This window comes from Pseudomonas sp. NPDC098740 (genome assembly GCF_044760065.1).
Lineage (GTDB): Bacteria > Pseudomonadota > Gammaproteobacteria > Pseudomonadales > Pseudomonadaceae > Aquipseudomonas > Aquipseudomonas rossensis.
In genome coordinates this window covers 316,388-328,927 of sequence record NZ_JBIWAM010000001.1, presented here as the reverse complement: position 1 = coordinate 328,927, position 12,540 = coordinate 316,388, and the positions used below count along the sequence as shown (strand labels likewise).

Below are 12,540 nucleotides of genomic sequence, written 5' to 3'. Positions count from 1 at the left end.
ATGGCCCCATCGCGGGCAAGCCCGCTCCCACAGGGTTTGATGGTGTACACAAAATCGGTGGCCGACACAGATCACTGTGGGAGCGGCGGTGCGGCGATCCGACTTGCCCGCGATGAGGCCCTAATGGACAAAACAAGGAGCAGACAATGCGCTCATCAAAAGTCATCCACGTAGTCAGCTGTCATGCCGAAGGCGAAGTCGGCGACGTGATCGTCGGCGGCGTCGCCCCACCACCCGGGGCCACCGTGTGGGAACAGTCGCGCTGGATTGCCAAGGACCAAACCCTGCGCAACTTCGTGCTCAACGAGCCGCGCGGCGGCGTGTTCCGCCACGTCAACCTGCTGGTGCCGGCCAAGGATCCTCGGGCGCAGATGGCCTGGATCATCATGGAGCCGGCCGACACCCCACCGATGTCCGGCTCCAACTCGCTGTGCGTGGCCACTGTGTTGCTCGACAGCGGCATCCTGCCGATGACCGAACCGCAAACCCGGCTGGTGCTCGAAGCCCCAGGCGGGCTGATCGAAGCGGTGGCCGACTGCCGTGACGGCAAGGTTGAACGGGTGGAAATCAAGAACGTGCCCTCCTTCGCTGACCGCCTCGACGCCTGGATCGAAGTCGAAGGCGTCGGCTCATTGCAGGTCGACACCGCGTACGGCGGCGACAGTTTTGTGATCGCCGACGCCAAGCGCCTGGGCTTTTCCATTCGTCCTGATGAAGCCGCGGAGCTGGTCGAGGTCGGACTGAAAATCACCCGCGCGGCCAATGAACAACTGGGCTTTGTCCATCCGCTGAACCCCGAGTGGTCGCACATTTCCTTCTGCCAGATCGCGGCGCCCCTCGTCTATGAAAATGGCATCGCCACCGGCGCCAACGCGGTGGTGATTCAACCCGGCAAGATCGACCGTTCACCGACCGGCACCGGCTGCTCGGCGCGCATGGCGGTACTGCAGGCCAAGGGCTTGATGCAGGTCGGCGAGCGTTTTATTGGCCGTTCGATCATCGGTTCCGAGTTCCACTGCCGCATCGATTCGCTGACGGAAGTGGCCGGCCGCCCGGCAATTTACCCGTGCATTTCCGGCCGGGCCTGGATCACCGGCACTCATCAATTGCTGCTCGATCCAAGCGATCCGTGGCCACAAGGCTATCGACTGTCTGACACCTGGCCTGGGGCTTGAGCACAGCCTTACAAACCCTCACCAAAATCTCTGACCAACGGCTAGCAAAAAACCCCTCGTAACTGAAAAAAGCACTGGCCGAGTCTTTTCACTTGCAATATCGTATACGAAATACAATTAACGAACCGGAGGCAACAATGAGCAAGCGCATTAACTGGAGTGGTGTCTTCCCCGCGGTGACCACTCAATTCAACGACGACTTCTCCATCAACCTGGAAAAAACCCACCAGGTGATTTCCAACGTGATCCGTGACGGCGTGTCGGGCCTGGTGGTGTGCGGTTCGGTGGGGGAAAATACCTCGCTGACCGCCGAAGAAAAAATCGCCGTGACCGAAGTCGCGGTCGACGCTTCCCGCGGCCGCGTGCCGGTGATCTGCGGTGTGGCCGAATTCACCAGCGTGCAAGCGGCCAAGGTCGCCAACGCCGTGCGCCGGGTCGGTGTCGACGGGGTCATGCTGATGCCGGCGCTGGTCTACGGTTCCAAGCCGTTCGAGACCGCCGAGCACTACCGCTACGTGGCGAAAAACGCCGACGTACCGCTGATGGTTTACAACAACCCGCCGATCTACAAAAACGACGTCACCCCGGACATTCTGATTTCCCTGGCCGACTGCGACAACGTGGTGTGCTTCAAGGATTCCTCCGGCGACACCCGTCGTTTCATCGACGTGCGCAATGAAGTCGGCGATCGTTTTGTGCTGTTCGCCGGCCTTGATGACGTGGTGTTGGAAAGCATCGCGGTCGGGGCTGAAGGCTGGGTCTCGGGCATGTCCAACGTGTTCCCGAAAGAAGGCGAAACCATCTTCCGCCTGGCCAAGGCTGGTCGCTTCGCCGAAGCCATGCCGATCTACGAATGGCTGATGCCGATCCTGCACCTCGACGCCCGTGCCGACCTGGTGCAGTGCATCAAGCTGTGCGAAGCCATCGCCGGTCGCGGCAGCGCCCTGACCCGTCCACCACGCCTGGCCCTGCCGGAAGCCGATCGGGTTTTCGTCGAGCAGATCATGGCCAAAGCCCTCGGCAACCGTCCGGAACTGCCGGACGTCGGTCTCTGAGTGATTGCCGGGCGGGTCCCTTGCGGAATCGGCCCGGCTACCTGTCTTTGCGCCTCTACAGGAAACGTCTGCATGTCCAATCCTCACAGCACCGCCCGCGCAACCACACCCTCGGGACTCAAACGTGTCGTGGCCGCCGCGATGGCCGGCACGGTCGCCGAATGGTATGAATTCTTTCTCTATGGCACCGCCTCGGCACTGGTCTTCGGCCAGTTGTTCTTTCGCCAGACCGACAGCCCGATCGACGGCATCCTCGCCGCCTTCGCCCTGTATGCCGTCGGCTTTCTCGCCCGCCCGCTGGGTGGTTTGGTGTTTGGTCACTACGGTGACAAGTTCGGCCGCAAACGCCTGCTGCAACTGAGCCTGGTGGTGGTCGGCATCACCACGTTCCTGATGGGTTGCCTGCCAGGCTTCGACCAGATCGGCTATGCCGCGCCTGTGTTACTGGTGCTACTGCGGCTGATTCAGGGTTTCGCCTTCGGTGGTGAATGGGGCGGTGCGATTCTGCTGGTGTCCGAACACTGCCCGGACAATCGCCGAGGCTTCTGGGCCAGTTGGCCACAAGCCGGTGTGCCGGCCGGTAACCTGGTGGCGACCGTTGCGTTGCTGCTGTTGTCGTCGAACCTGTCGGAGGAGCAATTCCTTGCCTGGGGCTGGCGTGTGGCGTTCTGGTTCTCGGCGGTGGTGGTGCTGATCGGCTACTGGATTCGCACCAGCGTCGATGACGCGCCGATCTTCAAGGAAGCCCAGGCCCGGCAGGCGCAAAACAAGCAACAACAGCTGGGCGTGGTCGAAGTGCTGCGTCATCACTGGCGTGCAGTGCTGGTTGGCATCGGCGCGCGGTTTGCCGAGAACATCCTTTACTACACCGTCGTGACCTTCTCGATTACCTACTTGAAACTGGTGGTGCACAAGGACACTTCAGAGATTCTGTTTCTGATGTTTGGCGCGCACCTGCTGCATTTCTTCATGATCCCGCTGATGGGTTATCTGTCCGACCTGGTCGGGCGCAAGCCGGTGTACCTGACCGGTGCAATCCTCACCGCGTTCTGGGGCTTCATCGGCTTCCCGATGATGGACACCGGCAACAACTGGCTGATCATCGGGGCAATTACCCTGGGCCTGGCGATCGAGTCGATGACCTACGCGCCCTACTCGGCGCTGATGGCCGAAATGTTCCCGACCCACGTGCGCTACACCGCGTTGTCCCTGTGCTATCAGGTGGCACCGATCTTCGCCGGCTCGTTGGCGCCGCTGATTGCCCTCACCCTGCTCAACAAGTACCACAGCTCGACACCGATCGCCTGGTACCTGGTCGGCGCCGCGCTGATCTCCATCGTCGCCGTCGGCCTGACTCGAGAAACCCGGGGTAAGTCGCTGCATCTGGTGGATAGCGAATCCGCTGCACGGATCGCCGCCCTGGACAGCGCCGAACCCGCCAGCGCACGTCGGGGTGATTCTCTGGCTTGACCTCAATACGCAACCTGTAGCAGCTGCCGCAGGCTGCGTCCGAGCGCGTAGCGGTCGTCAATACGGGCGACACGGTGTGACTGTGACACCGCGTTGCATGGTTTTACGACGGCTTCGTCCGTACGCGGCCCGCACCGAACGCAGCCTTCGGCAGCTGCTACGGGTCATGCGCCGCGGTCTGCCAACGTATTTGGCCTCATATTTCGACAGGAGTTTTTCATGCCCCACATCATCGGCCACAACTACATCGGCGGTGCGCGCAGTGCCGTCGGCAACATCACCGTGCAAAGCCATGACGCGAGCACCGGTGAAGCGCTGCCCTACTCGTTCATGCAAGCCACCATTGAGGAAGTTGACGCCGCCGCCCAGGCAGCGGCTGCCGCCTACCCGGCTTTCCGCAACTTGCCGGCGAGCCGGCGTGCGGAATTTCTCGAGGCCATCGCCGCGCAACTGGAGGCGCTGGACGATGAGTTCATTGCCCTGGTCACCCGCGAGACGGCGCTGCCGACCGGGCGCATTCAGGGTGAGCGCGGTCGCACCAGCGGTCAGATGCGGCTGTTCGCTCAGGTCCTGCGCCGTGGTGATTTCTATGGCGCGCGCATCGACCGGGCTCTGCCCGAGCGTCAGCCGCTGCCACGGGTCGATCTGCGTCAGTACCGGATCGGCGTCGGCCCGGTCGCGGTGTTCGGTGCGAGCAATTTTCCGCTGGCGTTCTCCACCGCCGGTGGCGACACCGCTGCCGCCCTGGCCGCCGGTTGCCCGGTGGTGTTCAAGGCCCACAGCGGGCATATGGCGACTGCCGAGCTCGTGGCCGATGCAATCATCCGCGCCGCCGAGCAAACCGACATGCCCAAGGGTGTGTTCAACATAATCTACGGCGCGGGTGTCGGCGAAGCGTTGGTCAAGCATCCGGCGATCCAGGCGGTCGGCTTCACCGGCTCGCTCAAGGGCGGTCGCGCCCTCTGCGACATGGCCGCCGCACGGCCTCAGCCGATTCCGGTGTTCGCCGAAATGAGCAGCATCAATCCGGTGCTGGTACTGCCCGAAGCCCTGCAACGGCGCGGCGAGAAAATCGCCAGTGAACTCGCCGCGTCAGTGGTGCTCGGCTGCGGCCAGTTCTGCACCAACCCCGGATTGGTGATCGGCATTCGCTCCCCCGAGTTCAGCGCATTTACTGAATCGCTCAGCGCGGTAATGGCTGACCAACCAGGGCAAACCATGCTCAACGCCGGCACGTTAACCAGCTACGCCAAGGGTGTGCAGGCGCTGCGGGCGCATCCGCACATCACCCACCTCGCCGGTCGCGAACAACAGGGCAAGCAGGCCCAGCCGCAGCTGTTCAAGGCCGACGTCAGCCTGCTACTCCACGGCGCCCCATTGCTGCAGGAAGAAGTGTTCGGCCCCACCACGGTGCTGGTGGAAGTGGCCGACAAAGCCGAACTGCAACGGGCATTGCAGAGTTTGCACGGTCAACTTACGGCCACGCTGATTGCCGAAGCCGGTGACCTGCAAACCCATGGCGAACTGCTCTCGCTGCTTGAACAGAAGGTCGGTCGGGTACTGTTCAACGGCTACCCGACCGGCGTCGAAGTCTGCGATGCGATGGTGCATGGCGGTCCCTACCCGGCCACCTCCGATGCCCGTGGCACTTCGGTCGGCAGCCTGGCCATCGAGCGTTTTCTGCGCCCGGTGTGCTACCAGAACTGCCCGGATGCGCTCTTGCCCGACGCCTTGAAAAATGCCAATCCGCTGGGCATCGCCCGTCTGGTTGACGGCAACAGCCATCGCGACCCGGTTTAAAAAACACTCAAATGTGCAGCGAAATCCTGTGGGAGCGAGTTTGCTCGCGATGAGGGATTAACATTCAACACATGTGCTGAATGTCAGACCGCTATCGCGAGCAAGCTCGCTCCCACAGGAGGGTTGGCCACCCCCCGTTTCTTCAGCCCAGCAGTGCCTTCAAGTCGTTGTACAAGGCTTCGGGAATCTGCACGCCCTCCACCAAACTGCGTACTCGCGCCTCGTAACGCCTTTGCGACGGCAAGCGTGCGCCCTGCCCTTGTATGCTCTGGAACATCACTTCGGCACGGGCCAGATGCTGCTCGGTGGCCTCGCCGAGAAAGCGCCGCGGATCGAGGGCGATGATCAGCTCGCCGTGGTACGGCGACGACTTGCTGCCCGCGTCGTACGCCAGCGATTCAGCACTGGTCAGGTCACCAATCAACGGCCCGGCGATCAACTCCACCATGGCGGCCAGCGCCGAGCCCTTGTGCCCACCGAACGTCAGCATCGCGCCGGCATCGAGCACCACGTTCGCATCGGTACTCGGCTGCCCTTCAGCGTCCACGCCCCAACCTTCGGGAATCGCTTTGCCGGCGCGTCGATGCAACTCGATCTCGCCACGGGCAATCGCACTGGTGGCGAAGTCGAACACAAACGGATCCTTGCCCGAACGCGGCCAGCCAAACGCAATGGGATTGGTGCCGAACACCGGTTGACTGCCCCCCGCCGGCGCGACCCAGGCATGGCTGGGATTACACGCCAGCGCCACCAGGCCGGCAGCGGTCAGCTGCTCGATCTCGATCCACAGGGCGGAAAAATGCACACAGCGATTGATCGCCAAGGCCGCAATCCCGTTTGCCCGGGTTTTCTCCTCCAGTAATGGCAGACCCGCCTGAAACGCCAACTGGGAGAAACCACCCGCCGCATCGACCCGCACGATCGAAGGGGCCTGGTCGATCACCCGTGGCTCGGCATCGGCCACCACCTTGCCGGCTCTGAGCGAATTCACGCACCCCAGTACCCGATACAAACCGTGAGAGGCGCAGCCATCGCGCTCGCCGGCAATCACCGTGGCGGCTACCGCCTGAGCGTGGGCAAGGTTGAAACCGTTGTGCAGCAAGATCGATTCGGCCAGCTCGCGAGCTTCGGCCAGGGACAGTCGTTTCATCATCAACTCCTTGGACAGACCGTCCAGACTGGCCCATTCCAGACGCCACGGCTTGATCGCTTTAGGCCCGGTCGACGACGAATTCGGCATATCCCGGCAACACGGCCATTCGTCGGCTGGACGTCACACCACCCCTTGACACCGACTGCCTGACCGCCGAGCAACTGTTCGCCGGTGCTTGGTCGGCCTGCTACACCGCCGCCGTCGGGCTGGTGGCCGGAGAAATGAACGTGGTGCTGCCGTCGGATCTGTCCGTCGACATCGAAGTCGATCTGGGTCAGACCGGTCCGGCCTACTTCCTTCAGGCTCGATTGACCCTGCGCGTACCAGGTTTGTCCCGCGATATCGCGACGACACTGGCGCACACCGCCGATCAAATCTGCCCGTACTCGAAAGCGACGCGGGGTAACATTGACGTGGCCCTGAACGTCCTCACGGCTTGACGCACCGCGCGGCGTTGCTATCGATCGGCATGGTCGATACGCCATATATATCGCATGCGCTTTAAGCGCACGCGAAACACAAACCCAGCAAAGCGTTGAGGACTCAACCATGAACAAGATCGAAAAAGTCCTGGCCACAGGCAAAACCCACACGACGTTCAGCGACGGTGACAACTCTTCCCGCGGCCTCGCCATCCAGCTCTCGTCGCCTGGAAACCCTAGACTGGCACACGAGTTCGCAGCCATTGTGCCGCACCCAACGGCAGAGCAGTTTTTCGCCGGCGCATGGTCGGCCTGCTACACCGCTGCCGTCGAGCTGGCGGCGAAAAATATGAAGGTGACGCTGCCGCCCAATCTGGCCATTGATATTGAGGTCGATCTGGGCCAGACCGGTCCGGCCTACTTCCTCCAGGCCCGGCTGACTCTTCGCGTGCCAGGCTTGACGCAAGACGTCGCGACGGAGCTGGCGCACGCCGCAGACCAAATCTGCCCGTACTCGAAGGCTACGCGCGGCAACATCGACGTGGTCATCAACGCTCTGACAGCGTGATGCACCGAACGACCGGTTCGACTTTCGCCGTCGAACCGGGGAGCAGCTGGGGCTGACCTATACGCAATACATCACCATCGTCGCGCTGTGGGAGGAAGACAATCAGACCGTCGGCAGCCTGGGCGAGAAGCTGTTTCTCGAATCGAACACCTTGACCCCGATCCTGAAGAAGCTGGAAGCGATGGGCTTTTTGCAAAGGCAGCGCGATCCCGAGGACGAGCGCCAGGTGCGGATCAGCCTGACGAAGAACGGTCGACAGCTACGCGAAAGCCAACCGGAAATGGGCCTCGCCGACGCGACGGGCCTGACGCTCGACGAGTTCTCGATCCTGCAAAAAGCGGTCGTGAAGCTGCGCAACAATCTGATCAAGTCGACAAAAGCCGGGGAATGAGCCGGCACGCCGATCTGGACATTCTCAAGCGCGAACTAGCGCACCGCCTCATCCCGCACCACCCCGCGCTCCTCCAGCAAGCGCACAAACATGGTCAGACTTTGCGACACCGTCCCCCGGCGCCACACCAGCCAGGTGCGCAAATAGCGGAACGATTCCGATAGCGGCCAGATGCTCACCGTGGTGCACCCGGGCATGCTGTTGAGCATGCTGCGGGGCATCAGCGCCAGGCCTGCACCGGCGCTGACGCACGCCAGCATGCCGTGATAGGACTCCATTTCGAAAATCTTGCCGGGCACCGCCGCGTCCTTGGCAAACCAGCTTTCGAAGTGATGCCGGTAGGAACAATTGGAGCGGAAGGCATAGATGTTTTCGCCATTAACATCCCGCGCGCGATGAATGGGGGAATGGTTGAGCGGCGCGATAACCACCATCTCTTCCTCAAACGCCGGCACGCCTTCCAGTGCCGGGTGCAGCACCGGTCCATCGACAAACGCTGCCGCCAGTCGGCCAGACAACACCCCGTCGATCATGGTCCCCGAAGGTCCGGTGGACAGGTCCAGCTCGACCTTGGCGTGCTTCTGGTTATACGCGGCCAGCAGCTCAGGAATGCGTACCGCAGCGGTACTCTCAAGTGACCCCAGCGGAAACGAACCCTGCGGTTCTTCACCCGCCACCGTCGCGCGAGCCTCCTGGACCAGATCGAGGATGCGCCGGGCATAGTCCAGAAAACTCCAGCCCGCCGGCGATAGGCGCAGACGGCTCTTCTCGCGGATAAACAGGTCCACGCCCAGATCCAGTTCCAGCTGCTTGATCCGCGTCGTCAGGTTCGAAGGCACCCGATGGATGTGCTGAGCCGCCGCGCTGATGCTGCCGTGCTCGGCAACGGCTTTGAAAATTTCCAGCTGAACCAGATCCAAGTCATTCTCCAAACGTGAACGATATGCTCAGTATTATTCAGTTTCCAGAAAACAAACACCACCGTAACCTGAGCGCATCCCCACCTCGCAGGACGGTGCCATGACCCAAGTTTCCAGCCTCACCCATGCCATTTCGATCAACCCCGCCAACGGCGAGCAGATCGGCCACTACCCTTTCGAATCCGCATCGGCACTGGACGCCGCCCTTGCCCGCGCCGCTGCCGGGTTCCGCGTCTGGCGCAGCAAACCGGTTGATCAACGCTCGCAGTTGTTGATCGCCCTGGCTCAGGCATTGCGCGACAACGCCGCCGCGATGGCGAACATGATCACCCTGGAAATGGGCAAGCCAATCACTCAGGCCCGCGGCGAAATCGAAAAGTGCGCGCTGCTCTGTGAGTGGTACGCCGAGCACGGCCCCGCGATGTTGAGCGCTGAACCGACGCTGGTTGAAGGTGGAAAAGCGCGCATTGAATACCGCCCGCTCGGCCCGCTTCTCGCCGTGATGCCGTGGAACTTCCCGATCTGGCAAGTCCTGCGCGGCGCCGTTCCAGCGTTGATCGCCGGCAACACCTACGTGCTCAAACATGCACCCAACGTGATGGGCAGCGCTTATCTGTTGCGTGAGGCCTTCAAGCAAGCCGACTTCCCCGAAGGTGTCTTCGAGGTCATCAATGTCACGCCGGACGGTGTCTCCACCGCAATCGCCGATCCACGCATCGCGGCAGTCACCCTCACCGGCAGCGTGCGAGCCGGCATCGCCATCGGCGCTCAAGCCGGTGCGGCGTTGAAGAAGTGCGTGCTGGAACTGGGCGGCTCCGATCCCTTCATCGTGCTCAACGATGCCGACCTCGACGAAGCGGTCAAAGCCGCCGTGATTGGCCGCTACCAGAACACCGGGCAAGTCTGCGCGGCCGCCAAACGCCTGATTGTCGAGCAAGGCATCGTCGAGGAGTTCACGCGCAAGTTCGTCGAAGCCACGCAAAAACTGGTGGTCGGTGATCCACTGGCCTCCGACACCTACATCGGCCCCATGGCCCGCTTTGATCTGCGTGATGAACTGGATCAACAGGTGCGCGACACCCTGGAAGAAGGCGCGACGTTGCTGATGGGCGGCAAGAAGGCAGAAGGCCCCGGCAACTTTTACGAGCCCACGGTCTTCGGCGATGTCACCGACCAGATGACCTCGTTCAAACAGGAGCTGTTTGGCCCGGTGGCCTCGATCATCACCGCACGCGATGCAGCGCATGCATTGGCACTGGCGAATGACAGTGAGTTCGGCCTCGCCTCAACCATTTACACACGCAACGTCGAGCTTGCTGAGCAGATGGCTGGTGAACTGGAAACCGGTGGCGTGTTTATCAATGGTTATTGCGCCTCCGACCCGCGCGTCACCTTCGGCGGCGTGAAGAAAAGCGGGTTTGGCCGTGAACTCTCGCATTTCGGTGTGCGTGAGTTCTGCAATGCCCAGACGGTGTGGCTGGATCGGCACTGATCGCATAACGATGCCCGGGAGCCTTTTGGCTCCCGGGCTCACGATCTATTCGTTCAGGTAATACAGCTTGTTCACAATCATCCAGCGATAATTGATGTTCAGTAGCGACAGATAATCGGTAAATCGCATGCCGAGATAATCATCAGTGACTTTTACCGCGGCAGCATCACCCGTGACATCGATGCTGAGTATTTCCCAAAACGGTTTGACCTCTTTGGCTGCCGGCCCCTCGGCCTTGATCGCGCTGATAAATTCCTCCATGGATGCCCATTCCAGCTTCTCTTCGTAATGCCCAATGATGCGGCAAGAGGGATGAAAGGCCTGTCGCAGCAAGGCTTCATCGGCGAATACCATGCCTTCTACATAATTGCGGACCACCACGTTGATGTGTTCTTTAGCCAGCGATTGAGTCGTCATGTCATACCTCCAGCGCTCTCACCATCGCACCGCCGGATCAGGTTGTTCGATCATCCATCCCACCCTGAAAGTCTAGCACCGCGCGCTTAACCGTCCCGGACGGGCGACTACGATGATGGGGGTCACCTGCCTTTCGAGGAGCTGAGAGATGTCGCTGACTCTTGACTACCATCCGCTGTCGTCGTTCTGCCACAAAGTGCTCATCGCGCTCTACGAAAACGCTGTCGACTTCGAAAAACGGATCATCGACCTCGCCAACGATGCAGACAGAGCAGAGCTGCAAACGCTATGGCCGCTCGGCAAATTCCCGGTCATCCGCGACCACGCTCGCCAGCGCAACGTGGCGGCCATCCCGGAGCGATTTCGCCAGCCGCCGGACAACACCTGACAGGCCTCGAACATTCGCCTACCCCACCACGTCAATCAACTGCTCACGCTGCGCCCCTGTCAGCATCGGACCGAAACCGGCACCGGCATTTTCTGCCATGTAACGCGGGTTGCCGGTGCCGGGGATCACGCAAGTCACCGCCGAATGCGTCAGCAGGAACTTGAGCGCCAGTTGCGCCCAGCTATTGACCCTCACATCCGCGGCCCAGCGCGGTAACGGTTTGTCCTTCAAGCGGGCGAGCAAATCACCGCCGCCGAAGGGCCGATTGCAGATCACCGCCACGCCCAGCTCGCGACACAGCGGCAGAATGCGCTTCTCGACGCCGCGATCGTCCAGGGCATAGTTGATCTGCAAAAAGTCCAACGGCTCGGCCTTGAGCACCGCTTCCACTTCGTCATACGCCGACGCCGTGTAATGGGTGATGCCGATGTAACGAATGCGCCCTTCTTCCTTCCATTTGCGCAGCGTGGGCAAATGGGTTTTCCAGTCCAGCAGGTTGTGAATCTGCATCAGGTCGATCCGGTCGGTCTGCAGCAGTTTGAAAGACTGTTCCATCTGCGCGATGCCTTCTTCGCGGCCACGTGTCCACACCTTGGTGGCCAGAAACGCCGGCGAGCGCGGTTCATGAATCGACAGCAGTTCGCCGGTCGTCAGTTCGGCGCGACCGTACATCGGCGAACTGTCGATCACCTTCCCGCCCTTCTCGAACAACGCGCGCAGCACAGCAGGCAGCTGCTTGTAGGCGGGGCTTGAAGGCTCGACATCAAAACCGCGATACGTGCCCAGCCCAACGATCGGTAATAGTTCGGCGCTGGATGGAATGGCCCGGGTCAGCATGTTCTTGCCTCCTGTTTCGGTCGACGGCGTGGATGCTGCAAAAGCCGGATCGAAGGTGAAAACCGCCGAAGCACCGGCAGCCAGCGTGAGTATTTTTCGACGCGTGTACCCATCAGTGTGGCTCATGGAATTGTCCTTCCACATTTTTGCTGTCAGCCACGGTCCACAGCACTTCTCGCGCCGGACGCACGAGGCTAGCCACATCAGCATAGCTACCGGCGACACAAGCACCGCAATCTCCAACAGCACCAGCACGCAGAAATGTAAGTCGAAGCCCAGACTCAGCGCCTAATGCCAGTCAGTTAAGGAACGACACAATCCGTAGCAGCTGGCGAAGCCTGCGTTCGACTGCGCAGCAGTCGTAAAACCTGAGTTTGCGGTCTTTCTGAAACACCGCATCGTCTGATTTCACGACTGCTTCGCAGCCGAACGCAGGCTTCGCCAGCTGCTAC

General features: G+C 61.4%; 10 protein-coding genes and 3 pseudogenes. 9 read left to right on the top strand and 4 right to left on the bottom strand.

All coding sequences use genetic code 11. The features are described from left to right. Positions 1-146: 146 nt before the first annotated feature. The 4 genes from ACIQU2_RS01680 to ACIQU2_RS01665 all read left to right on the top strand — a co-directional run bounded on the left by ACIQU2_RS01680 (position 147) and on the right by ACIQU2_RS01665 (position 5,500). On the top strand, positions 147-1,175 hold the full coding sequence (locus tag ACIQU2_RS01680) for a trans-3-hydroxy-L-proline dehydratase (protein ID WP_076030925.1): 1,029 nt from the start codon (positions 147-149) through the stop codon (positions 1,173-1,175). 137 nt (positions 1,176-1,312) lie between these two features. Then, the gene (locus ACIQU2_RS01675; RefSeq protein WP_403137974.1) at positions 1,313-2,230 is read left to right on the top strand and encodes a dihydrodipicolinate synthase family protein; all 918 of its coding nucleotides are present in this window, start codon (positions 1,313-1,315) and stop codon (positions 2,228-2,230) included. Between the two features lie 72 nt (positions 2,231-2,302). Continuing rightward, the gene (gene abaF / locus ACIQU2_RS01670) at positions 2,303-3,700 is read left to right on the top strand and encodes a fosfomycin efflux MFS transporter AbaF (RefSeq protein ID WP_403137971.1); all 1,398 of its coding nucleotides are present in this window, start codon (positions 2,303-2,305) and stop codon (positions 3,698-3,700) included. Between the two features lie 219 nt (positions 3,701-3,919). Then, positions 3,920-5,500, top strand: a complete 1,581-nt coding sequence (locus tag ACIQU2_RS01665; RefSeq protein WP_403137969.1) for an aldehyde dehydrogenase (NADP(+)) — start codon at positions 3,920-3,922, stop codon at positions 5,498-5,500. Positions 5,501-5,642: 142 nt separating this feature from the next. On the opposite strand, the gene ACIQU2_RS01660 is transcribed toward ACIQU2_RS01665, so the two are convergent. Next, positions 5,643-6,650, bottom strand: a complete 1,008-nt coding sequence (locus ACIQU2_RS01660; protein WP_403138305.1) for an Ldh family oxidoreductase — start codon at positions 6,648-6,650, stop codon at positions 5,643-5,645. Positions 6,651-6,805: 155 nt separating this feature from the next. On the opposite strand from ACIQU2_RS01660, the pseudogene ACIQU2_RS01655 reads away from it, so the two are divergent. The 3 genes and pseudogenes from ACIQU2_RS01655 to ACIQU2_RS01645 form a co-directional block, all read left to right on the top strand. Beyond that, positions 6,806-7,093, top strand: a pseudogene (locus ACIQU2_RS01655) (Ohr family peroxiredoxin); the annotation flags it as partial. Between the two features lie 109 nt (positions 7,094-7,202). Then, the gene (locus ACIQU2_RS01650; protein WP_347805500.1) at positions 7,203-7,643 is read left to right on the top strand and encodes an Ohr family peroxiredoxin; all 441 of its coding nucleotides are present in this window, start codon (positions 7,203-7,205) and stop codon (positions 7,641-7,643) included. Between the two features lie 40 nt (positions 7,644-7,683). After that, positions 7,684-8,034: pseudogene (locus ACIQU2_RS01645) on the top strand (MarR family winged helix-turn-helix transcriptional regulator); the annotation flags it as partial. A gap of 35 nt (positions 8,035-8,069) precedes the next feature. On the opposite strand, the gene ACIQU2_RS01640 reads toward ACIQU2_RS01645, so the two are convergent. Further along, positions 8,070-8,954 (bottom strand): putrescine utilization regulator PtrR, encoded by an 885-nt coding sequence (locus ACIQU2_RS01640; RefSeq protein WP_046055497.1) that lies wholly within the window; start codon positions 8,952-8,954, stop codon positions 8,070-8,072. 100 nt (positions 8,955-9,054) lie between these two features. Here ACIQU2_RS01640 and ACIQU2_RS01635 point away from each other — a divergent pair, with 100 nt between their 5' ends. Next, positions 9,055-10,446: an aldehyde dehydrogenase family protein gene (locus ACIQU2_RS01635; protein WP_403137965.1), complete on the top strand. Its 1,392-nt coding sequence runs from the start codon at positions 9,055-9,057 to the stop codon at positions 10,444-10,446. Positions 10,447-10,491: 45 nt separating this feature from the next. On the opposite strand, the gene ACIQU2_RS01630 is transcribed toward ACIQU2_RS01635, so the two are convergent. Next, positions 10,492-10,863: a nuclear transport factor 2 family protein gene (locus ACIQU2_RS01630; RefSeq protein WP_347805498.1), complete on the bottom strand. Its 372-nt coding sequence runs from the start codon at positions 10,861-10,863 to the stop codon at positions 10,492-10,494. 148 nt (positions 10,864-11,011) lie between these two features. Here ACIQU2_RS01630 and ACIQU2_RS01625 point away from each other — a divergent pair. Beyond that, positions 11,012-11,206: pseudogene (locus ACIQU2_RS01625) on the top strand (glutathione S-transferase N-terminal domain-containing protein); the annotation flags it as partial. A gap of 63 nt (positions 11,207-11,269) precedes the next feature. On the opposite strand, the gene ACIQU2_RS01620 reads toward ACIQU2_RS01625, so the two are convergent. Then, the gene (locus ACIQU2_RS01620) at positions 11,270-12,214 is read right to left on the bottom strand and encodes an aldo/keto reductase (protein WP_403137962.1); all 945 of its coding nucleotides are present in this window, start codon (positions 12,212-12,214) and stop codon (positions 11,270-11,272) included. Between the last annotated feature and the right edge of the window lie 326 nt (positions 12,215-12,540).